We start from the raw sequence: 17,500 nt of genomic DNA, 5'->3' as shown, positions 1-17,500 counted from the left end.
GATTTTTGACTTGCCCGAAACCCTTGACAGAGGCCCGCCCCATTACGGAAGAAGGCTTTTCGCCCCCAAGCGACCCGGCGGAGCCTCCGGGCAAAGGGTGGAAACGTCTGCCGACACATTGTCGCCCGAGTTGGGTGATTAATTACGTGCATCGTTACAAACCAAGTTTAGCCAATGAAAGATTTGCCGGAAAGTTCAGGCGCGTATCCCGGAAGTGAATCAACCGCGGAGGAGATTCTTGACCTCGCCGTTGCCTATGCCGAGGCCGCGAATGCCTTGTTTGATGGAGCCAGATCGGCAGGGCCATTGTCCTACGCGCCCGCCCGGCTGTGTGCGATACATGCCACCGAGCTGTTCTTGAACGCGTTTCTGCGTAGCAAAGGCGAAAGCCCGGAGCGTATTCGCGGGCGCCTGCACAGCCTGGCAGATGACGATTTCTGCCAAGCACTGCGCCTGAAGAAGAGAACGGCCAAACATCTGTTCGATATGACAGCCCGTCGCGAATACCTGATTTCGCGGTATGCACCCGATCTGACCTCGCAACACACCGAACTGACGAGGTTGAGAGCCACGCTGAACGAGATCCATTCAAAGGTATTATCCATGCTTCGCTAACCCGCCGTGGAACTGACACCGCGCTTGGTCGCGAAAGCCGTTCGCGCGTAACTTGGCGAGCACAGTGACCATCACCATGGAAACTCGTTCCCCCGCGCGCAGCTTTTTACGCCACCACCCCCTGCCAGCCCAGCGGCCACCCGGTCGCGGAAATCGGGGATTCCCCGCCGCATGCGCCGCCCTGACACGTTGACCATCCCCCGCACCATGCGTACATGGTTCACGGGAACCGAAGGAGACGCCTTGATGGGTGTGATGACGGGCACGAACACTGCCGGGATCGACCGCGAAGTCGCCACGCAGGAGCTGAACCGCGAGTTGCAGGACAAGGGCTTCCTGCTGACCTCGACCGAGGACATCATCAACTGGGCGCGCACCGGCTCGCTGCACTGGATGACGTTCGGTCTGGCCTGCTGCGCGGTGGAGATGATGCACACCTCGATGCCGCGCTATGACCTTGAACGCTTCGGCACCGCGCCGCGCGCCAGCCCGCGCCAGTCGGACCTGATGATCGTCGCGGGCACGCTGACCAACAAGATGGCCCCGGCGCTGCGCAAGGTCTATGACCAGATGCCCGAGCCGCGCTACGTGATCTCGATGGGGTCCTGCGCCAACGGCGGCGGGTATTACCACTACAGCTATTCGGTGGTACGTGGCTGCGACCGGATCGTGCCGGTCGACGTCTACGTCCCCGGCTGCCCGCCCACGGCCGAGGCGCTGCTTTACGGCATCATGGCGCTGCAACGCAAAATCCGCCGCACCGGCACGCTGGTCCGCTGAGGAGACGACATGTCTGACGCCCTGAAAGAGCTTGGTGCCTATATCGAAGCCAAGCGCCCCGATTGCGTGGTGCGCTGGTCGGTCGATCATGGCGAGTTGAACATGACCATCGCGCCTTCGAACATCGCGGGCTTTGTCGAGTTCCTGAAGCAGGACCGCACCTGCCAGTTCTCCACGCTGGTCGACATCACCGGTGTCGACTACCCCGAGAGGGAAAAGCGGTTCGACATCGTCTATCACTTCCTGTCGATGTACCAGAACACCCGCATCCGCCTGCGCTGCAAGGTGCGCGAGGACGCGATCATGCCGTCGATCATCGACGTGCACCCGTCGGCCAACTGGTTCGAGCGCGAGGTGTTCGACATGTTCGGCGTGCTCTTCTCGGGCCACCCGGACCTGCGGCGCATCCTCACCGATTACGGCTTCCGCGGCTACCCGCTGCGCAAGGACTTCCCGACCACCGGCTATACCGAGGTGCGGTACGACGAAGAGCAGAAGCGCGTCGTCTACGAACCGGTGAAGCTGGTGCAGGAATACCGCCAGTTCGATTTCATGTCCCCGTGGGAAGGCGCGGAATACGTGCTGCCCGGTGACGAGAAGACCGAGGAGGGGGCGGCGTGAGCCGTCTTCACGCAGGCGCAACGTCACCCGACCCGGCTTTGGGTCTGGTCTGCTGGCAGGAGACACGCTGATGGGCATGCTGGGATACCTGATCATGGCGGCGCTGACGGTGGTGCCGTTCTGGATGTTCCTGCCACGGTTCAACCTGCCGTCGTGGTTCGCCATCTTCTCGCTGACGCCCTTCACGGTGATCCCGCTTCTGTGGATCATGGCCTATCGTGACCAGATCAAGATTCCGGGGATCGACAAGTGAGCGGGGGCGCGGGGTGATGGTGGATATCTGGACAGCTCTCAGTGTGCCGGTCAGCGTACCGGATCACGTCAAGATGCAGTACATCTACCTGGATTGGTGGATGGACAATCACCTTGTCCTCTACGCCGTGGGTCTGCTGGCCGGCGCCCTGATCGGCTGGGTCATCCTGCGCGGCACCTACGCGATGCTGTTCGGCCTTCGCGCGCGGCGCATGGACCGGCGGGACCCGAAACTCGTCTACACGTCGAGGAACATCGTCTGATGCGCCCGGCCCGAAACACACACACCGAACACCCTGCCACGGAGGCACGCACATGATGGACGGCTCCAAAGGTTTCGAAGACGCCCTGACGGGCGAACAGAAGATCCGCAACTTCAACATCAACTTCGGGCCGCAACACCCCGCGGCGCACGGCGTTCTGCGGCTGGTGCTGGAACTGGACGGCGAGATCGTCGAGCGCTGCGACCCGCATATCGGCCTTCTGCACCGGGGCACCGAGAAGCTGATGGAAAGCAGGACCTACCTGCAGAACCTGCCCTATTTCGACCGGCTGGATTACGTGGCGCCGATGAACCAGGAACACGCCTGGTGCCTGGCCATCGAAAAGCTGACAGGTGTGGAAGTGCCGCGCCGCGCCTCCCTGATCCGGGTGCTTTATTCCGAGATCGGGCGCGTCCTGAACCACCTGCTGAACGTCACGACGCAAGCCATGGACGTGGGCGCGCTGACGCCGCCGCTCTGGGGGTTCGAAGAGCGTGAAGAGCTGATGGTGTTCTACGAACGCGCCTGCGGGGCACGCCTGCACGCCGCCTATTTCCGCCCCGGTGGTGTCCATCAGGACCTGCCGCCCGAGCTTCTGGACGATATCGAGGCATGGGCCGACAAGTTCCCGAACTTCATGCACGATATCGACGGCCTGTTGACCGAGAACCGCATCTTCAAGCAGCGCAACGCCGATATCGGCGTCGTGACCGAAGAAGACATCCAGAACTGGGGCTTCTCGGGCGTGATGGTGCGCGGATCGGGGCTGGCATGGGATTTGCGCCGCGCCCAGCCTTACGAATGTTACGACGAATTCGACTTCAAGATCCCGGTCGGCAAGAACGGGGACTGCTATGACCGCTACCTCGTCCGGATGGAGGAGATGCGGCAGTCTGTGTCGATCATCAAGCAGGCGATCGCCAAGTTGCGCGCGCCCGAAGGGCAGGGCGACGTCCTGGCCCGCGGCAAGCTGACGCCGCCGAAGCGGGGGGAGATGAAGACCTCGATGGAGGCGCTCATCCACCACTTCAAGCTGTATACCGAGGGCTTCCACGTGCCCGAGGGCGAGGTTTATTGCGCGGTCGAAGCGCCCAAGGGCGAGTTCGGTGTCTACCTCGTCGCGGACGGCACCAACAAACCCTACCGCGCCAAGCTGCGCGCGCCGGGCTTCCCGCACCTGCAGGCGATGGACCACATCGCGACGGGCCACCAGCTGGCCGACGTTGCCGCGATCATCGGCACGTTGGACATCGTGTTCGGGGAGATTGACCGGTGATGCGGATCGCTGCCCTTGTTGCCGCGTTCCTTGTTGCCGCACCCGCGGCACAGGCCGCGTCGGCCTGCCTGATCGAGCCGAAATCCTGCAGCGACCTGCTCCTGCCCAAGCACGCAAAGCTGTTGCGCACCTTGCAAAAGCCGGCATCGCAACGCGCCGGAAACGAAACCATGGCCGTGGCCCTGATGTATTCGACGTTCGAAACCCTTCAGGACGCCGCGAACCGGGGATGCCGACGAAAGGACCGGGTGGACCTTGCCGATTTCAAGCCGCTTTTCGTTCTTGGTGATCGTGCCCAGAAGCGCGCGATGATGTTCAAGGGCACGTCGCAATGCGCGTGGATGAAGGTGAAATGATGGCGGTTCGGTCTCTCGTGACACTTGCGGCGCTTGGCGCGGCAACGGCGGCCTCGCCCCAGACCGCCGCGCAGAAGGATGCCCTGATCGCCGCGATGAACGATAGCGACTGTACGCTGACCACGGCCGAGGCGAACGTCGTGATGCCGAAACTCGGCATCTCGCGGCCTGCCGCGATCGCGCTGTCGCGCCAGATGATGGCCGAAGGCATCGCCGCTTTTGCCAGCGATGAAGAGACGCTGGTGCTTTTGCCGCCCGCCTGCACGAAGTAACGCGAAGGACGTCGATGTCGCGCCGCCCCAGCCCCGATCAGCCCGCACACGCCGCCGTTGTCACGGTGGCGCGCGTGCCCGTGCGGAAGGGGCGATAGCATGCTCTATGGCCTGACACTTGGCGCGGCGGCGGTCGGCGTTCTCATCACCGCGTACCTCGTAGCGGTCTGCTGGGGCGATCCGGTGGACGGGCTGCGCCGGTTGCAGCACGAACCGGGCAAAGGCGACGGCATGGGCATGTTGCCCAAGGTCATGCTGGGCCGGTATATCGGGTTTCTCATCATGGCGGTCGGCGCGCTTCTGGTCGCGACGCCCGCCATCGTGTTCATTCTGACCGTGGGTCTGACTTTCATGGCGTGGTACGACACCATCCTCTATCGCCGCGCCGGACTTCCCTATGACCGTCACGCCATGGCCGCCGGGGCCGGGACGCTCATCTCACTCATCTCCGGCATTGCCTGGATCTATGGAGCCGCTGCCTGATGTTAAGACGTCTGCATCACACCCAGCCCGACACGTTCGCCTTCACGCCCGCCAACCAGGCCTGGGCCGAGGCGCAGGTGAAGAAGTATCCCGAAGGCCGCCAGGCCAGCGCGATCATCCCGCTTTTGTGGCGCGCGCAGGAGCAGGAGGGCTGGCTGAGCCGCCCGGCGATCGAACACGTGTCGGACATGCTGGGCATGGCCTATATCCGCGGGCTCGAAGTCGCGTCGTTCTACTTCATGTTCCAGCTGAAGCCCGTGGGCAGCGTCGCCAACATCCAGATCTGCGGCACCACGTCCTGCATGATCTGCGGTGCCGAGGACCTCGTGTCGGTCTGCCGCGAAAAGATCGCCGACAAGCCGCACACCCTGTCCGAGGACGGCAAATTCTCGTGGGAAGAGGTCGAATGCCTCGGGGCCTGCGCCAACGCGCCGATGGCGCAGATCGGCAAGGATTACTACGAGGATCTGACCACCGAACGGCTGGCCGAGATCATCGATGAACTGGCCGCCGGCAAGGTGCCGACGCCCGGTCCGCAGAACGGGCGCTGGGCGTCCGAGCCGGCCTCGGGCCTCAGCTCGTTGCAGGACTACAACACGGGCGCGCATGGCTCGAACGCAAGCGTGACGCTGGCGACCGAGATCGGCGACACCGTCAAGCGCATTGACGGGACCGAGGTGCCGCTGATCACGCCGTGGATCGCCGGTGATCCGGGCGACGCACCCGCGCCGCGCCGCGGCTCCCAGGACCAGCCGATGACGCGGGACGAACTGGAAAAGGCGGCGGACGCCCATGAAGGCGGGTCGTCGGCCAAGGGCGCACCCGTGGGCAAGACCGGCATCGACAAGCGCGAGTCCGATGCGGCGTCGAAAGCCAAGCCCGTCAGCAAACGCAATCCCAAGGCAGGCACCTCCACGCCGGCATCCACCGCTGCCAAGCCCGCAAAACAGGCAGGCAAAGCCGCCGGATCGGACGCCGACGCCGGCACCAAGCCGCAGACGCTGAGCGCCGCGCGGGATGGCGGGCCGGATAACCTCAAGAATATCAAGGGTGTAGGCCCGAAACTCGAAGCATTGCTGCACCGCCTGGGCTTTTTCCACTTCGACCAGATCGCGTCGTGGAGCGACGACGAGGTCGCGTGGGTCGACCGGAATCTGGAAGGTTTCAAGGGCCGCGTGACGCGCGACGCATGGGTCGAGCAAGCCAAAACGCTTGCAAGCGGGGGAGAAACCGAATTTTCTTCCCGTGTCAAAAAGGGCGATGTCTACTAAAAGGGACAAAACGCCTAACGGAATGACGGGGAGACGTTGACATGAGTGAGCCTAAAGGTGGGATGAGCTGCGCTTTGGGGTGTTGGGCCCTTGCCGCAGGCGCCGGGTTCCTGACTTTCGTGCTGTTGCTGGCACTTGGCGGGTACAAGATTATCGCAGCGCTGTTCCTGGGTGCGGTTCTGTTCGTCCTGTTGGGCCTGTTGCTCAACTGGCTGTTCTGTTCCCCGCTTCCCAAGCTGGGTGAAGCGCCGAAGCCCGGTTCGGATGCCGACGGGGCCAGCGCCAAGGCCGCGGCGATCGCGACCGGCGTGGGCGCATCCGGTGCGGCAGCGTCGGGTTCGGGGTCTGATGGCGGTGTTGCCGCCAAGGCCAAGGACGCCGCCGCCAGCGCCAAGGAAACCGCCAAGGACGCGGCGGCCAGCGCCAAGGACAAGGCGAAGGACGCTGCTGCAGGTGCCAAGGACGCGGCCAAGGATGCCGCTGCCAGCGCGAAAGAGACCGCCAAGGATGCTGCCGCCAGTGCCAAGGATGCCGCGTCGAGCGCGGCTGACACGGCCAAGGACGCCGCCGCAAGCGCCAAGGATGCAGCCAAGGACGCCGCATCCAGCGCCAAGGCTAAGGCGAAAGACGCCGCATCCAGCGCCAAGGACGCCGCGACCGGATCTTCGGGCGGGGGTGGTGTCGCCGCCTCCAAGGCGCTCGCGGGCGAGCAAGACCTTGCCGGGCGCAAGGGCGACTGGAAATACGAGGGCGACAAAGGCGGCAGCACCAGCGCCGGTGGCGCACCGTCCGCGGCGGACGCCACGCCGGACTATGACGGCGACGGCGTGCGCGAAGGCACCGGCGAGGGCACCCGCCCCGAGGCGCTGGACGGTCCGCGCGGCGGCAAGGCCGACAACCTCAAGGAAATCAAGGGGATCGGGCCCAAGCTGGAGAAACTGTGCAACTCGCTCGGCTTCTACCATTTCGACCAGATCGCCGGCTGGAGCGCCGACGAGGTCGCATGGGTCAACGCCAACCTGCAGGGCTTCAAGGGCCGCGTGACGCGCGACCAATGGGTCGAGCAGGCCAAGATCCTTGCCTCCGGTGGTGAGACCGAGTTCTCGAAACGGGTCGAGGACGGCGACGTCTACTAATCGGCCCAGCAACGACATTGCACGCGGCGTGCGCCTTCGGGCCTGCGCGCCGCGCGCCCGGCGGTCCGGAACGGGAGGGCCGGACCGCCCTTGACCCATACGCGGAGACGCCGATGCCCAGACCCTGCGCCGTGCCTGTCCCGTTCCGCCTTCCGACTGTTTTCCGCCCATGACCCGGCCTTCGGACGACGACGCGGCGCGCCTTGCACGGCAGGGCCGCATCACCGCACTGGTGATCGCGGGCACCATGATCCTGTGGATCGCCGCCAACTGGATCGGTGCAGCACTTGGATTGCCCGGACGTTTCGCGATTTTATTCGACCTTGCGGCATTGGGTGCTCTGGTCTGGGCATTCGTGAACATCTATGACATGTGGCGAAAACGCCGGAACCAAACGGGTGACTGACAGATGCTGAACGATCAGGACCGTATCTTTACCAACCTCTACGGGATGCACGACCGCTCGCTGAAAGGCGCGCAGGCGCGCGGGCACTGGGACGGCACCGCCAAGCTGATCCAGAAGGGCCGCGACAGCATCATCGACGAGATGAAGGCAAGCGGCCTGCGCGGCCGGGGCGGCGCGGGCTTCCCGACGGGCCTCAAGTGGTCCTTCATGCCGAAGGAATCGGACGGGCGTCCGGCCTACCTCGTGGTCAACGCCGACGAATCCGAACCGGGCACCTGCAAGGACCGCGAGATCATGCGCCATGATCCGCACACCCTGATCGAAGGCTGCCTGATCGCGTCCTTCGCGATGAACGCGCATGCCTGCTACATCTATATCCGCGGCGAATACATCCGCGAGAAAGAGGCGCTGCAGAACGCCATCGACGAGTGTTACGAGGCCGGGCTGGTGGGCAAGAACGCCGCCGGGTCGGGCTGGGATTTCGACATCTACCTGCACCACGGCGCGGGCGCCTATATCTGCGGCGAGGAAACGGCACTTCTGGAAAGCCTCGAAGGCAAGAAGGGCATGCCGCGCATGAAGCCGCCCTTCCCGGCGGGCGCGGGCCTCTATGGCTGCCCGACCACCGTGAACAACGTGGAATCCATCGCCGTCGTGCCGACGATCCTGCGGCGCGGGGCGGAGTGGTTCAAAGGGTTCGGGCGCGAGAACAACTCGGGCACCAAGCTGTTCGCCATCTCGGGCCACGTGAACAACCCCTGCGTCGTCGAAGAGGCGATGTCGATCACCTTCGAGGAGTTGATCGACAAGCATTGCGGCGGCATTCGCGGCGGGTGGGACAACCTCAAGGCCGTGATCCCCGGCGGGTCGTCGGTGCCCTGCATCCGGGGTGAGAACATGCGCGAAGCGATCATGGATTTCGACTATCTGCGCGATCAGAAGTCGGGCCTTGGCACGGCGGCGGTGATCGTGATGGACAAGTCGACCGACATCATCAAGGCGATCTGGCGTCTGTCGGCCTTCTACAAGCACGAATCGTGTGGCCAGTGCACGCCCTGCCGCGAAGGCACGGGCTGGATGATGCGGGTGATGGATCGCCTGGTGAAGGGCGAGGCGGAGCCGGAAGAGATCGACATGCTGCTCGACGTGACCAAGCAGGTCGAAGGGCACACGATCTGCGCATTGGGCGACGCGGCGGCCTGGCCGATCCAGGGTCTGATCCGCAACTTCCGCGACGAGATCGAGGACCGCATCGCCGCCAAGCGCACCGGCAGGGTTTCGGCGGTCGCGGCGGAGTAATCCGTGGGCCTTCGGCACATTTTCGATGGCGCGCAAAGCCTGGCCGCGGCGGTTGTGACCGTCGGGCTGACCGGCGTGCCGCTGTGGTACACGCATCAGGCGATCCAGATCGGGCTTGCCCCGCAATGGGTCTATGCTGTTCTGGCGGCGCTGTTCTTTGTCAGCGCGTCGATCGTGTTCGCCTTCCTCGCCAAGATGCTGCGCGGCGTCGCACCGCTGCGCGAAAGGCGGCGATGACATGGTGATGATCCTCGGATTCCTGGCCATCGCCGGCATCGTGATGATGCCCTTGTCGAGCTATGCGCTGGCGCGCGCGCTGGGCGACGGGCGCTGGCGGGCGATGGCGCTGTCCTTCGGCCCGCTTGTGGGCATGTACCTTCTGTACCTCGTCATGGCGTGGAACGGGGTGCACCCGATGGTGCTGACCATCATCGGGATGCTGACGATCTTCGTTCTTGGCGTGCTGCTGGTATGGCAGGCGATGCGTGCCGCCCGCGCCCTGTCCGACGCGCGGAGGCCCGAATGATTCGCGGCGTCGCGTCCGCCCTGATCCTCGCGGGTCTTCCCGCCATGGCCGAAACCGTGCGCACCGGCACCTACCTGCTGGATGCCGACCGCCGTGCCGTGACCCTGCGCGGCAATGCCAGCGGGCAGGCGCGGCGCGCGGAGCAGGTGATCGTATCCGTGCGGCGGCTCGACGGGGCACCGGTCACCGCCGGGATCGCGGGCATCGCCGCGCGGCTCGCCTGCGGCGCGGCCACGCCGCTTGTCAGTTTCCCGGTGGACGCACCGGAAGGCACGAAGGCGATGGAGTTTCTCTGCCCCCCGCGCTGACCGGCCCGCCGGTTGCAAACCCGGCTCAAGCAGCGGCATGATCGCGCGACAGAGACGCGCCACGGGAGATCCGCGATGCAGCCGGACGGACATCACCTTGCCGAACTGAACATCGGTCGCCTTGTCGCGCTGCCCGACGATCCGCGCGTGGCGGAGTTCATGGCGAACCTCGACCGCATCAACGGCTTGGGCAAACGCTCGCCCGGTTTCGTCTGGATGATGGAAGGCTCGGGGGAACCGGGCACGGGCAATACCGAGACCTGCCTCGACGGCGACCCGTCCTTTGTTACGAACCTGTCGGTCTGGGAAACGCCCGCGACGCTGGACCATTTCGTCTGGAACACGCTGCACCGGCAGTTCGTCCAGCGCCGGGCCGAATGGTTCGAGGTGCTGGGCGACCAGCATTTCGTGATGTGGTGGGTGCCCGAGGGCCACGTGCCCACGCTCGACGAGGCGATGGCCCGGCTGGAGGCGCTGCGCCGCGACGGCGCGACGCCCGACGCCTTCGACTGGCCATGGCTGCGCGCGGCGGGTCTTTTGCCCGAACGCGCGGCGGCGGGGTGACGCGGCTCTGCGTTGCGCTGGCCGCCGCTTCGCGCTAACACGTTGACCCAACAGGTGGACGGGCCAGCGCGGCGCGTGGAGCAGGGAGAGAGACGGGCGATGAGCAGGCTGATCCTGTGCCTTCTGATTCTGGTGACGGCCGTGTCCTGCACGCGACGCACCAATTACCACGAATTCGACGGTGTCTATTTCCGCACCAAGGCGCGCGGCGAACGCGCCGACCGCGGCGATTTCACGGTACGCGTGAATAACTACACCCGGTCCGAGGCCGGCGCGCGCGAAGCCGGGCGCTACCAGGCGGTGCAGCACTGCATCCGCTATTTCGGCACCTCGCTGATCGACTGGGAGAACGGCCCGGACGACGACACGCTGGTCACCGATGGCGACACGCTGATCCTGAAGGGCAATTGCCTCGAATAATCGGCGGAAAAGGGCGCAAACCTGCGGCCGAATGCGGCGTTGTTATTGCATAACAGGCCCGTCACATATGATTTCAAGCGCCGGACACCCAACACAGACAGGAGATTTGGGATGCGTGCAGGTGTGATGATGGCCGTGGTGCTGGCCGTGGCCTTGCCCTCGGCAACACTGGCGAAACCGCCCTTGCGGGACGTGACCGCCGTGGATGACGGGGTGATGTATGTCGCCATTGCCGACCGGCTGCGCAAGGATTGCGACAATCTGGGCGCGCGGATGATCCGCGCCATGTCGCGGCTGAACGATCTGAAGGGCACCGCGAAGGCCGCGGGCTACTCGGATGCCGAGATCGAGGCCTACCATACATCCAAGGCGGAAAAGGCCCGGATGAAAACCAAGGCCACTGCGTGGTTGCAAGCGCGCGGCGTAAGCGTAAAAGACAAGTCGGGGTTCTGCGCCTTCGGCATCGCCGAAATCAAGCGCGGCAGCCCGATCGGGACCTTGTTGCGGGAAAGGTAGACCATGAGCGATCTGCGCAAGATCATCATCGACGGGCAGGAGGTCGAAGTCGACCCTGCACTGACCCTGATCCAGGCATGCGAGGAAGTGGGGATCGAGATTCCCCGCTTCTGCTATCACGAACGCCTGTCGATCGCGGGCAACTGCCGGATGTGTCTTGTGGAGGTCGTGGGCGGCCCGCCGAAACCGGCGGCGTCCTGCGCCATGCAGGTCCGTGACCTGCGCCCCGGTCGCAACGGCGAACCGCCCGAGGTCAAGACCAACTCGCCCATGGTCAAGAAGGCCCGCGAGGGGGTGATGGAGTTCCTGCTCATCAACCACCCGCTCGACTGCCCGATCTGTGACCAGGGCGGCGAATGTGACCTGCAGGACCAGGCGATGGCCTATGGCGTCGATTTCTCGCGTTTCCGCGAGCCCAAGCGCGCCGCCGTCGATCTTGACCTTGGCCCGCTGGTCGAAACCCACATGACGCGCTGCATTTCCTGCACCCGCTGCGTGCGCTTCACGACCGAGGTCGCGGGCATCACCCAGATGGGCCAGACCGGCCGGGGCGAGGACAGCGAGATCACCGCCTACCTGGGTGAGACGCTCGATTCGAACCTGCAGGGCAACATCATCGACCTGTGCCCGGTGGGCGCGCTGGTGTCGAAACCCTATGCCTTCACCGCCCGCCCGTGGGAGCTGACCAAGACCGAAACCGTCGACGTGATGGACGCGCTGGGTTCGAACATCCGGGTCGATACCAAGAGCCGCGAAGTCATGCGCATCCTGCCGCGCAACAATGACGGCGTGAACGAGGAATGGATTTCCGACAAGACGCGCTTTGTCTGGGACGGCCTGCGCCGCCAGCGTCTGGACCGCCCCTATATCCGCGAGAACGGCAAGCTGCGCCCCGCCGGTTGGGGCGAGGCGCTGGAAAAGGCGGCATCGGCCATCAAGGGCGCGTCGAAACTGGCGGGCCTCGTGGGCGATCTGGCCCCGGTCGAGGCGGCTTACGCGCTGAAGGCGCTGGTCGAAGGGCAGGGCGGTTCGGTCGAATGCCGGACCGACGGCGCGGCGCTGCCCGCGGGCAACCGTGCGGCCTATGTCGGCACGGCCAGCATCGAGGACATCGACAGCGCGGCCAATATCCTTCTGATCGGCACCGATCCGAGCGTCGAGGCACCGGTCCTGAACGCGCGCATCCGCAAGGCATGGCTGCGCGGCGCGACCGTGGGCCGGGTCGGCCCGCGCACGGACCTGACCTATGACGTGGTCGAACTGGGCACCGGGCGCGACGCGCTGAACGACCTTCTCAAGATGGACCATTCCGACAAGGACGCGGGCGTCATCATCGTCGGCCAGGGCGCGCTGCAAGGCGCGGACGGGGCCGCCGTGCTGGCGACGGCGCAGGCGCTGGCCGCCGCGGGCAACGCCAAACTGCTGGTCCTGCACACCGCCGCCGCCCGCGTGGGCGCGATGGATGTGGGGGCCACGACCGAAGGCGGCATTGACGCGGCGCTGGATGGCGCGGACGTCGTGTGGAACCTCGGCGCGGACGAGATCGACATCGCCGCAGGTCCCTTCGTGATCTACCAGGGCAGCCATGGCGACCGGGGCGCGCACCGCGCCGACATCATCCTGCCCGCTGCCGCGTGGACCGAGGAGCCGGGCCTGTTCGTCAACACCGAAGGCCGCCCGCAACTGGCGCTGCGTGCCGGGTTCGCGCCGGGCGAGGCCAAGGAAAACTGGGCCATCCTGCGCGCCATGTCGGGCGAGTTGGGCAGCCCGCTGCCTTATGACAGCATCGCGCAGTTGCGGCAGGCGCTGGTGGCTGACGTTCCGCATCTCGCGGACGTGGGGCAGGTGATCGAGAACGAGGGCGACGCGCTGCGCGAGGGCAAGCTGGGCACCGGCGATTTCACCACGCCGATCACATCGTTCTACCTGACGAACCCGATCGCGCGGGCGAGCGAGGTGATGGGTGAACTGACCGCGCAGGCCCATGCGCGCAAAGGAGCCAAGCTCGCCGCGGAATGACGCGTGGCGGGCTCATAGCTGCGCTGGCGCTGACCGGGGCGTGTGCCGATTTCCGCGACCGCCCCGAGCCGCCTTTCAACCCCCGCTACGGAGGGATCGAGACCCAGTTGCTGGACGGCGACCTTGTGCGATTCCTCGTCTACATGACCGGCGCGCGGACGCCTGCGGACGTGTCGGCCTATGCCGAATGCGCCGCGGCGCAATACACGCTGATCCGGGGCTACGGATTTGCCCGTCATTTGCGTACAAATGTGGACGAACGGGATGGTATTTGGACCGCAGATGCGGTTTACACCATCTCGGCGGCCTTGCCCGACGGGTTGAAGAAACTCGATGCCGAGGTCGTCGTCGCCAACTGCGCCGAGCGCAACATACCGATGGTGTGAGGGAACATGGCCGATTTCTTTACAACGCCCCTTGGAGTGGGCGTCATTATCGTGGCGCAGGTGCTGGCCGTCGTGGCCTTCGTGATGATCAGCCTGCTGTTTCTCGTCTACGGTGACCGCAAGATCTGGGCCGCCGTGCAGATGCGGCGCGGTCCGAACGTCGTGGGGGCCTTTGGCCTGCTGCAGACGGTGGCCGACGCACTGAAATACGTGGTCAAGGAAATCGTCGTGCCGGCGGGTGCCGACAAGGCGGTGTTCATGCTGGCCCCGATGTTGTCCTTCGTGCTGGCGCTGATCGCCTGGGCGGTGATCCCGTTCAACGAAACATGGGTGTTGAGCGATCTGAACGTCGCGATCCTCTATGTCTTCGCCATCTCCTCGCTCGAGGTCTACGGCGTGATCATGGGCGGCTGGGCGTCGAACTCGAAATACCCGTTCCTCGGGTCGCTCAGGTCGGCGGCGCAGATGATCTCCTACGAGGTGTCGATCGGACTTATCATCGTCGGCGTCATCATCTCCACCGGCTCGCTCAACTTCGGGGCCATCGTGGCGGCGCAGGATACAGGCTACGGCTTCTTCGGCTGGTACTGGCTGCCGCACCTGCCGATGGTTTTCCTGTTCTTCATCAGTGCCTTGGCGGAAACGAACCGCCCGCCCTTCGACCTGCCGGAGGCGGAATCGGAACTGGTGGCGGGCTACCAGGTGGAATATTCCTCGACGCCCTTCCTGCTGTTCATGGCGGGCGAATACATCGCCATCTTCCTGATGTGCGCGCTCACGACGCTCTTGTTCTTCGGCGGCTGGCTGTCGCCGATCCCCGGCATCCCCGACGGGGCGCTGTGGATGGTCGGCAAGATGGCGTTCTTCTTCTTCCTCTTCGCGATGGTGAAGGCGATCACGCCGCGCTACCGCTATGACCAGCTGATGCGGCTGGGGTGGAAAGTGTTCCTGCCGTTCAGCCTTGTCTGGGTGGTGTTCGTGTCCTTCGCCGCCAAGTTTGAATGGCTGGGCGGGTTCTGGGCGCGCTGGATGTGAGGAAGCGGGCTAATGAACGAAGTTGGCACGATATACAAACAACGTATCAGGGGCTCTGAAGTAATGATCTCTCAGATTGAACCTGACTCTTTCGAATTGTTTATCGATGGAAATTCAAAGCAGTTGTTTTCGTCTGCTTCCGAGGCGCGTGAGGCCCTTGTGCACGTTATCATCAAACAGACTGGTGCATCTGAAAGCACTGTTCGCAACGAAGTCCCTATGCTGGGGAATTGGCAAATCTTCAATTCGGCGCCTTTTGACCCGGAGACCTAAGCAATGGCAAATATCGACTACGGACGAGCGGCCAAGTACTTCCTGTTGCAGGATTTTTGGGTCGGCATGAAGCTGGGGCTGAAATACTTCTTCCGCCCCAAGGCAACGCTCAACTACCCGCACGAAAAGGGCCCGCTGAGCCCGCGGTTCCGCGGTGAACACGCGCTGCGCCGCTATCCCAACGGGGAAGAGCGCTGCATCGCCTGCAAGCTGTGCGAGGCGATCTGCCCGGCGCAGGCCATCACCATCGATGCCGAACCGCGCGACGACGGGTCACGCCGCACCACGCGCTACGACATCGACATGACCAAGTGCATCTATTGCGGCTTCTGCCAGGAAGCCTGCCCGGTCGATGCCATCGTCGAAGGCCCGAATTTCGAATTCGCCACCGAAACCCGCGAAGAGCTGTATTACGACAAGCAGAAACTGCTGGACAACGGTGAGCGCTGGGAAGCCGAGATCGCGCGCAACCTTGAACTGGACGCGCCCTATCGATGAGCGGCGGGGCCGGCATATCGGCCCTCGATGCGGGGCGCGCGCTGTCGGAAGAGGTGATGCCGGGGCTCGAAGCCGCGCTTGCCGACCGCTATGACCGCTACCTGCCGGGCTTTTCCGAATGGCAGATCGCGACCGTCTATGGCGGCCCCTATGCCCGCGACGGCGTCGACTTCAAGACCCGGCAGATCGCGACCGTTGCCGCGTTGACGGCGATGGGGCAGCAGACCCGCCCGCAGCTGAAGATCCACGTGAAAGCCGCGCTTGACGCGGGGTGGAGCGCGCGCGAGGTGAGCGAGATCATCCTGCAGATGTCGCTTTATGGCGGCTTCCCGGCGGCGATCAACGCGCTGAACGCCGCGATCGAGGTGTTCGAGGAGGCCGCGCCATGACCACGCAGAACCCGTTCGAGGAAATGATGCGCCAGTGGTCCGAGGCGATGCAGGGCGCGATGAAGGATTTCGCCCCCGACAAGCTGGCCGAGATGTGGCCCGTCATGCCCAAGGACATGATGGAACAGATGATGGGCAAGGGCATCAGCCCCGACGGGCTGGATGCCAAGTCGCGCCTGCTGATCACTTTGACCGGGCTCACCTGCCAGGGGGCGCAGAATGAGCTTGCACTGCGCCAGACGGTGCGGCATGCGGCAGAGGCCGGTGCGACCTCGCAAGAGATCATCGAAACGATCGCGCTGGCCGGGGCCTTTGCCGGCCTGCCCGCGATGACGCGCGCGACGGAAATCGCCCGCGCCCAGCTGGAGACGAGGGACACGACATGACGGTTGCCGCCTTTGCGTTCTACCTTTTCGCGCTGTCGACGGTGGTGGGGGGCCTCTTCACCGTGGTCAGCCGCAACCCGGTACATTCGGTCCTGTGGCTGATCCTTGCCTTCCTGTCGTCGGCGGGCCTGTTCGTGCTGATGGGGGCCGAGTTCGTGGCGATGCTGCTGATCATCGTCTACGTGGGCGCGGTCGCCGTGCTGTTTCTGTTCGTCGTCATGATGCTCGACGTCGATTTCGCCGAACTGAAGGCGGAAATGGCGCGCTACCTGCCGCTGGGCCTGCTGATCGGCGTGGTGCTCTTGATGCAGCTGGTGCTGGCCTTCGGCGCGTGGGAAAGCGCCCCGCAGGCGGCCGACCTCGTGGCCAACGTGGCACCCGAAGGCACGCACAACACGCAGGCCCTGGGCCTGATCCTCTATGACAAGTATTTCCTGTTGTTCCAGCTGGCGGGACTGATCCTGCTGGTCGCCATGGTGGGTGCCATCGTGCTGACCCTGCGCCACCGCCAGGACGTCAAGCGGCAGGACATCCTTGCGCAGATGTACCGCGACCCCGCCAAGGCGATGGAACTGAAAGACGTCAAACCGGGGCAGGGGCTGTGAGCGGTCAATTTTCTTCGAAGAAAATTGGCAAGAAAATTCGAATTTTCTTGGCCCCTTTGCTGGCGTTCTGCGCCGCACCCGCCGTTGCGCTGTCCTTGGGCGACTGCGCGCGGACAACGCATATCTCCCACGGCGGGGAAGACGCGCACGTCGATCTGGGCGAGGGCCGGGTGATGTGGCGCGACTGGTGGAGCCAGGAGGGTACCGCCAGCGACTTCACCATCGTCGATTGCGAGCCCGGTGATGCGCTGCGATTTCGCACCGCCGAAGAGCGCATGAACGACCGCCTGCCATTCGACCGCACGGCCCGCGCGCTGGCCATCGTGGCCGATCACGAGGCCGGCGCACGGGTCTTTGCCACGCTCGACCGGATCGCGGCGGACCTGAAAAACATCGCGCGGGACATCACCCGCATCACGCTGGTGGCCGAGCCCTGCGCCTGCGCCGCCGCCTACCCCGACATGCGGGGCGACAAGCACGCGTTCAGCTTCGGCTGACGACACGAGGGCGGCCCGCAAAGGGGCCGCGAACGAGGGAACCAGAGG

28 protein-coding genes are annotated in these 17,500 nt (G+C 64.7%); all 28 read left to right on the top strand.

What is annotated here, in order from left to right; genetic code table 11:
• Window positions 1-174 precede the first annotated feature (174 nt).
• The 28 genes from ATO11_RS17965 to ATO11_RS17830 all read left to right on the top strand — a co-directional run bounded on the left by ATO11_RS17965 (window position 175) and on the right by ATO11_RS17830 (window position 17,452).
• Window positions 175-615 (top strand): hypothetical protein, encoded by a 441-nt coding sequence (locus tag ATO11_RS17965; protein ID WP_050532294.1) that lies wholly within the window; start codon window positions 175-177, stop codon window positions 613-615.
• A gap of 246 nt (window positions 616-861) precedes the next feature.
• Window positions 862-1,395, top strand: a complete 534-nt coding sequence (locus tag ATO11_RS17960) for a NuoB/complex I 20 kDa subunit family protein (RefSeq protein WP_207382981.1) — start codon at window positions 862-864, stop codon at window positions 1,393-1,395.
• 9 nt (window positions 1,396-1,404) lie between these two features.
• Window positions 1,405-2,016, top strand: coding sequence for an NADH-quinone oxidoreductase subunit C (locus ATO11_RS17955; RefSeq protein WP_050532293.1), 612 nt, complete (start codon window positions 1,405-1,407; stop codon window positions 2,014-2,016).
• A 70-nt stretch (window positions 2,017-2,086) separates the two neighbouring features.
• The gene (locus ATO11_RS17950; protein WP_110553752.1) at window positions 2,087-2,269 is read left to right on the top strand and encodes a hypothetical protein; all 183 of its coding nucleotides are present in this window, start codon (window positions 2,087-2,089) and stop codon (window positions 2,267-2,269) included.
• Window positions 2,270-2,285: 16 nt separating this feature from the next.
• Window positions 2,286-2,531: a hypothetical protein gene (locus tag ATO11_RS17945; RefSeq protein ID WP_050532292.1), complete on the top strand. Its 246-nt coding sequence runs from the start codon at window positions 2,286-2,288 to the stop codon at window positions 2,529-2,531.
• 55 nt (window positions 2,532-2,586) lie between these two features.
• Window positions 2,587-3,807 (top strand): NADH-quinone oxidoreductase subunit D, encoded by a 1,221-nt coding sequence (locus ATO11_RS17940; protein ID WP_050532309.1) that lies wholly within the window; start codon window positions 2,587-2,589, stop codon window positions 3,805-3,807.
• Window positions 3,807-4,163, top strand: a complete 357-nt coding sequence (locus ATO11_RS17935) for a hypothetical protein (RefSeq protein ID WP_050532291.1) — start codon at window positions 3,807-3,809, stop codon at window positions 4,161-4,163. Before ATO11_RS17940 ends, ATO11_RS17935 begins: the two co-directional genes overlap by 1 nt.
• Window positions 4,163-4,435: a hypothetical protein gene (locus ATO11_RS17930; RefSeq protein WP_134643153.1), complete on the top strand. Its 273-nt coding sequence runs from the start codon at window positions 4,163-4,165 to the stop codon at window positions 4,433-4,435. The genes ATO11_RS17935 and ATO11_RS17930 overlap by 1 nt, the downstream gene beginning before the upstream one ends.
• Window positions 4,436-4,534: 99 nt before the next feature.
• Entirely contained in the window at window positions 4,535-4,918 is a 384-nt protein-coding gene (locus ATO11_RS17925; protein ID WP_050532289.1) for a hypothetical protein, read from the top strand.
• A complete protein-coding gene (locus ATO11_RS17920; protein ID WP_050532288.1) occupies window positions 4,918-6,189 on the top strand; it encodes an NADH-quinone oxidoreductase subunit E in 1,272 nt (423 codons plus the stop codon). The genes ATO11_RS17925 and ATO11_RS17920 overlap by 1 nt, the downstream gene beginning before the upstream one ends.
• Before the next feature lie 62 nt (window positions 6,190-6,251).
• Entirely contained in the window at window positions 6,252-7,325 is a 1,074-nt protein-coding gene (locus ATO11_RS22425; protein WP_242601460.1) for a hypothetical protein, read from the top strand.
• Window positions 7,326-7,494: 169 nt separating this feature from the next.
• Complete coding sequence (locus ATO11_RS17910) at window positions 7,495-7,731, top strand: DUF5337 domain-containing protein (protein WP_050532287.1); 237 nt, start codon at window positions 7,495-7,497, stop codon at window positions 7,729-7,731.
• Between the two features lie 3 nt (window positions 7,732-7,734).
• Entirely contained in the window at window positions 7,735-9,030 is a 1,296-nt protein-coding gene (gene nuoF, locus ATO11_RS17905; protein ID WP_050532286.1) for an NADH-quinone oxidoreductase subunit NuoF, read from the top strand.
• Window positions 9,031-9,033: 3 nt separating this feature from the next.
• Window positions 9,034-9,267, top strand: a complete 234-nt coding sequence (locus ATO11_RS17900; protein ID WP_050532285.1) for a hypothetical protein — start codon at window positions 9,034-9,036, stop codon at window positions 9,265-9,267.
• Window positions 9,268-9,274: 7 nt separating this feature from the next.
• On the top strand, window positions 9,275-9,556 hold the full coding sequence (locus ATO11_RS17895; protein ID WP_134643152.1) for a hypothetical protein: 282 nt from the start codon (window positions 9,275-9,277) through the stop codon (window positions 9,554-9,556).
• Window positions 9,553-9,864, top strand: a complete 312-nt coding sequence (locus ATO11_RS17890; RefSeq protein WP_050532283.1) for a hypothetical protein — start codon at window positions 9,553-9,555, stop codon at window positions 9,862-9,864. The genes ATO11_RS17895 and ATO11_RS17890 overlap by 4 nt, the downstream gene beginning before the upstream one ends.
• Before the next feature lie 75 nt (window positions 9,865-9,939).
• Window positions 9,940-10,428, top strand: a complete 489-nt coding sequence (locus ATO11_RS17885) for a DUF3291 domain-containing protein (protein WP_050532282.1) — start codon at window positions 9,940-9,942, stop codon at window positions 10,426-10,428.
• A gap of 99 nt (window positions 10,429-10,527) precedes the next feature.
• On the top strand, window positions 10,528-10,848 hold the full coding sequence (locus tag ATO11_RS17880) for a hypothetical protein (RefSeq protein WP_050532281.1): 321 nt from the start codon (window positions 10,528-10,530) through the stop codon (window positions 10,846-10,848).
• Between the two features lie 111 nt (window positions 10,849-10,959).
• Window positions 10,960-11,364, top strand: a complete 405-nt coding sequence (locus ATO11_RS17875; protein WP_050532280.1) for a DUF5333 domain-containing protein — start codon at window positions 10,960-10,962, stop codon at window positions 11,362-11,364.
• A gap of 3 nt (window positions 11,365-11,367) precedes the next feature.
• Window positions 11,368-13,383: an NADH-quinone oxidoreductase subunit NuoG gene (gene nuoG / locus ATO11_RS17870; protein WP_050532279.1), complete on the top strand. Its 2,016-nt coding sequence runs from the start codon at window positions 11,368-11,370 to the stop codon at window positions 13,381-13,383.
• Window positions 13,380-13,769 (top strand): hypothetical protein, encoded by a 390-nt coding sequence (locus ATO11_RS17865; RefSeq protein WP_050532278.1) that lies wholly within the window; start codon window positions 13,380-13,382, stop codon window positions 13,767-13,769. Before nuoG ends, ATO11_RS17865 begins: the two co-directional genes overlap by 4 nt.
• A gap of 6 nt (window positions 13,770-13,775) precedes the next feature.
• Window positions 13,776-14,804, top strand: a complete 1,029-nt coding sequence (gene nuoH, locus ATO11_RS17860) for an NADH-quinone oxidoreductase subunit NuoH (RefSeq protein ID WP_050532277.1) — start codon at window positions 13,776-13,778, stop codon at window positions 14,802-14,804.
• A gap of 12 nt (window positions 14,805-14,816) precedes the next feature.
• A complete protein-coding gene (locus tag ATO11_RS17855; RefSeq protein WP_050532276.1) occupies window positions 14,817-15,077 on the top strand; it encodes a hypothetical protein in 261 nt (86 codons plus the stop codon).
• A 3-nt stretch (window positions 15,078-15,080) separates the two neighbouring features.
• Entirely contained in the window at window positions 15,081-15,575 is a 495-nt protein-coding gene (gene nuoI, locus ATO11_RS17850) for an NADH-quinone oxidoreductase subunit NuoI (protein WP_050532275.1), read from the top strand.
• Entirely contained in the window at window positions 15,572-15,964 is a 393-nt protein-coding gene (locus tag ATO11_RS17845) for a carboxymuconolactone decarboxylase family protein (protein WP_050532274.1), read from the top strand. The genes nuoI and ATO11_RS17845 overlap by 4 nt, the downstream gene beginning before the upstream one ends.
• A complete protein-coding gene (locus tag ATO11_RS17840; protein ID WP_050532273.1) occupies window positions 15,961-16,350 on the top strand; it encodes a carboxymuconolactone decarboxylase family protein in 390 nt (129 codons plus the stop codon). The genes ATO11_RS17845 and ATO11_RS17840 overlap by 4 nt, the downstream gene beginning before the upstream one ends.
• The gene (locus ATO11_RS17835; RefSeq protein WP_050532272.1) at window positions 16,347-16,955 is read left to right on the top strand and encodes an NADH-quinone oxidoreductase subunit J; all 609 of its coding nucleotides are present in this window, start codon (window positions 16,347-16,349) and stop codon (window positions 16,953-16,955) included. Before ATO11_RS17840 ends, ATO11_RS17835 begins: the two co-directional genes overlap by 4 nt.
• 47 nt (window positions 16,956-17,002) lie before the next feature.
• Complete coding sequence (locus tag ATO11_RS17830; RefSeq protein ID WP_242601459.1) at window positions 17,003-17,452, top strand: hypothetical protein; 450 nt, start codon at window positions 17,003-17,005, stop codon at window positions 17,450-17,452.
• The last annotated feature ends 48 nt before the right edge of the window (window positions 17,453-17,500 follow it).

The organism is Pseudaestuariivita atlantica (genome assembly GCF_001205715.1).
GTDB classification, from domain to species: domain Bacteria; phylum Pseudomonadota; class Alphaproteobacteria; order Rhodobacterales; family Rhodobacteraceae; genus Pseudaestuariivita; species Pseudaestuariivita atlantica.
This window is presented reverse-complemented; position numbering and strand designations above follow the sequence as displayed.

Bases quoted from the DNA above. Each gene is read 5' to 3' on its own strand.
- ATO11_RS17965 (WP_050532294.1), top strand. From the start codon at position 175: ATGAAAGATTTGCCGGAAAGTTCAGGCGCGTATCCCGGAAGTGAATCA.
- ATO11_RS17960 (WP_207382981.1), top strand. From the start codon at position 862: ATGGGTGTGATGACGGGCACGAACACTGCCGGGATCGACCGCGAAGTC.
- ATO11_RS17955 (WP_050532293.1), top strand. From the start codon at position 1,405: ATGTCTGACGCCCTGAAAGAGCTTGGTGCCTATATCGAAGCCAAGCGC.
- ATO11_RS17950 (WP_110553752.1), top strand. From the start codon at position 2,087: ATGGGCATGCTGGGATACCTGATCATGGCGGCGCTGACGGTGGTGCCG.
- ATO11_RS17945 (WP_050532292.1), top strand. From the start codon at position 2,286: ATGGTGGATATCTGGACAGCTCTCAGTGTGCCGGTCAGCGTACCGGAT.
- ATO11_RS17940 (WP_050532309.1), top strand. From the start codon at position 2,587: ATGGACGGCTCCAAAGGTTTCGAAGACGCCCTGACGGGCGAACAGAAG.
- ATO11_RS17935 (WP_050532291.1), top strand. From the start codon at position 3,807: ATGCGGATCGCTGCCCTTGTTGCCGCGTTCCTTGTTGCCGCACCCGCG.
- ATO11_RS17930 (WP_134643153.1), top strand. From the start codon at position 4,163: ATGGCGGTTCGGTCTCTCGTGACACTTGCGGCGCTTGGCGCGGCAACG.
- ATO11_RS17925 (WP_050532289.1), top strand. From the start codon at position 4,535: ATGCTCTATGGCCTGACACTTGGCGCGGCGGCGGTCGGCGTTCTCATC.
- ATO11_RS17920 (WP_050532288.1), top strand. From the start codon at position 4,918: ATGTTAAGACGTCTGCATCACACCCAGCCCGACACGTTCGCCTTCACG.
- ATO11_RS22425 (WP_242601460.1), top strand. From the start codon at position 6,252: ATGAGCTGCGCTTTGGGGTGTTGGGCCCTTGCCGCAGGCGCCGGGTTC.
- ATO11_RS17910 (WP_050532287.1), top strand. From the start codon at position 7,495: ATGACCCGGCCTTCGGACGACGACGCGGCGCGCCTTGCACGGCAGGGC.
- nuoF (WP_050532286.1), top strand. From the start codon at position 7,735: ATGCTGAACGATCAGGACCGTATCTTTACCAACCTCTACGGGATGCAC.
- ATO11_RS17895 (WP_134643152.1), top strand. From the start codon at position 9,275: ATGATCCTCGGATTCCTGGCCATCGCCGGCATCGTGATGATGCCCTTG.
- ATO11_RS17890 (WP_050532283.1), top strand. From the start codon at position 9,553: ATGATTCGCGGCGTCGCGTCCGCCCTGATCCTCGCGGGTCTTCCCGCC.
- ATO11_RS17885 (WP_050532282.1), top strand. From the start codon at position 9,940: ATGCAGCCGGACGGACATCACCTTGCCGAACTGAACATCGGTCGCCTT.
- ATO11_RS17880 (WP_050532281.1), top strand. From the start codon at position 10,528: ATGAGCAGGCTGATCCTGTGCCTTCTGATTCTGGTGACGGCCGTGTCC.
- ATO11_RS17875 (WP_050532280.1), top strand. From the start codon at position 10,960: ATGCGTGCAGGTGTGATGATGGCCGTGGTGCTGGCCGTGGCCTTGCCC.
- nuoG (WP_050532279.1), top strand. From the start codon at position 11,368: ATGAGCGATCTGCGCAAGATCATCATCGACGGGCAGGAGGTCGAAGTC.
- ATO11_RS17865 (WP_050532278.1), top strand. From the start codon at position 13,380: ATGACGCGTGGCGGGCTCATAGCTGCGCTGGCGCTGACCGGGGCGTGT.
- nuoH (WP_050532277.1), top strand. From the start codon at position 13,776: ATGGCCGATTTCTTTACAACGCCCCTTGGAGTGGGCGTCATTATCGTG.
- ATO11_RS17855 (WP_050532276.1), top strand. From the start codon at position 14,817: ATGAACGAAGTTGGCACGATATACAAACAACGTATCAGGGGCTCTGAA.
- nuoI (WP_050532275.1), top strand. From the start codon at position 15,081: ATGGCAAATATCGACTACGGACGAGCGGCCAAGTACTTCCTGTTGCAG.
- ATO11_RS17845 (WP_050532274.1), top strand. From the start codon at position 15,572: ATGAGCGGCGGGGCCGGCATATCGGCCCTCGATGCGGGGCGCGCGCTG.
- ATO11_RS17840 (WP_050532273.1), top strand. From the start codon at position 15,961: ATGACCACGCAGAACCCGTTCGAGGAAATGATGCGCCAGTGGTCCGAG.
- ATO11_RS17835 (WP_050532272.1), top strand. From the start codon at position 16,347: ATGACGGTTGCCGCCTTTGCGTTCTACCTTTTCGCGCTGTCGACGGTG.